General features: G+C 58.1%; 1 protein-coding gene. It reads right to left on the bottom strand.

What is annotated here, in order from left to right; genetic code table 11:
• Positions 1-1,527 (bottom strand): DEAD/DEAH box helicase (locus EOA24_RS37595; RefSeq protein ID WP_145992576.1); only part of this gene is annotated, 1,527 nt, incomplete at both ends.

Below are 1,527 nucleotides of genomic sequence, written 5' to 3'. Positions count from 1 at the left end.
AGCTTGTCCTTGAGTGTCTTCAGTGCCTCCGGGTCCTCTCCGCAATGCGCTTTGGAAAATGCCTTGAGCCCGCCCAAAAAACCGGGCGACACCCGGTCCATGATGCACCATAGATCCTCGATACGGTTTTCGATCGGCGTGCCGGTCAGCCCGATCACGAAATCCGCATTCAAAGTCTTGGCGGCATGCGTGTTGATCGTGTCCGGCGCCTTGATCTTTTGCATCTCGTCGAAAAGCACGATGGAAAACCGGACGCGGCCAAACACCCGGTGATAATTTGCCAACGTTTCGTAGGTCGTCAGTATCCAGTCCGCTTCGCGGATCGCCTCTATGTCGAGCGCATCGTCGAGGGAAACGCCCGAACCGGCCGGCGCCTTGATCCGCCTTAGTCCCGGACCAAACGCCTCGAGGCAGTCGCCCAGCGCATCAGCGACGAGATGCGTTTCAGCCTCCTTCTGCCAGTTCCTCAGCAGCGCAGTCGGCGCGACGATCAGAATCGGACCGGATATGTCGCCCAGCCCTTTGGTGACAGATGCTCTGTTCGCCCGGAACCAGGCCAAGAACGACAGTGCCTGCATCGTCTTGCCGAGACCCATGTCATCGGCAAGCAGCAGCCCTGGAAATCCGAAGGCCCACCCCATCACAAGCCACTTGAACCCCTCCTGCTGATGGCGCTTTGGGGTGGTTCGCACCAAGTCCGATGGAAACAGCTGCGGCAGTTCCATCCGCCGCCGCTGCCTCTCTTTGCTGGCCGCATCCTCTATATGATCGTCGATGAGGAGAACGTTGCGATCCCTTTCCGGCGGGGCATCTTCCGGTCGCTCGAACGGTTGCGCGTCCTCGTCGAACTGCTGTCGAACTCCGTCGAGCGCAATTTTTACATCGTCAAGCGAGTAGACAACGTCGCGGAACGCGACATCTGCTTTGGCGGCCTCGGAAGCACGGTCAGCCTCTTGTGCCAGCTCATTCAGGCCCGCCTCGTCGAGTTCGAGCGTCTTTTCACCCACCCTCAGGATAAATCCTTCAGGCAACCAACCAGTGCTTTTCCTGGCGAGCCAGGACAAATTCGGCTTTTCCCAAAGACCAAGTCCCTTCACCCGCTCCGAATATTGAGCAGTCTCGACAAAGATACGGCCTGCGGCCTCGCTGAGATCTGGCAGAGCTTCAACGAGAAAACTCCGTGGATTGCGAATGAACGCGCGCCGCGTGGTAGCGCTTGAGCGCTGTAACCGCTTTACAACGTCTAGCGCTGCCCTCGTGTCCAAATCCATGACAACATACGTGTTTCGCGCGATCGCGTAAGCCGGTCGCGTCTGCAGACCGTCCGCCGAAAACGATTTGATAAATGCGCGATGGTCCGACGCCTTGATCAACGGCGCTTTTTCGCCAACGTCTTCATCAAGACCATCATCATGAATGTCGGGTGTGTCATCCAATGGATTTGTTCTCGCAGTCGGGCCCATCAGCACCGGGTCGAAAACCGGGCCGTCGATGGACTCACGAACATCAAGGCTAAAAGCGCCCGCC

Origin of the sequence: Mesorhizobium sp. M2A.F.Ca.ET.039.01.1.1 (genome assembly GCF_003998035.1) — a bacterium.
In the GTDB taxonomy this organism is placed as follows: Bacteria; Pseudomonadota; Alphaproteobacteria; order Rhizobiales; family Rhizobiaceae; genus Mesorhizobium.
Note: the sequence above shows the minus strand (reverse complement) of the source record. Positions and strands in the feature narration are given on the sequence as shown.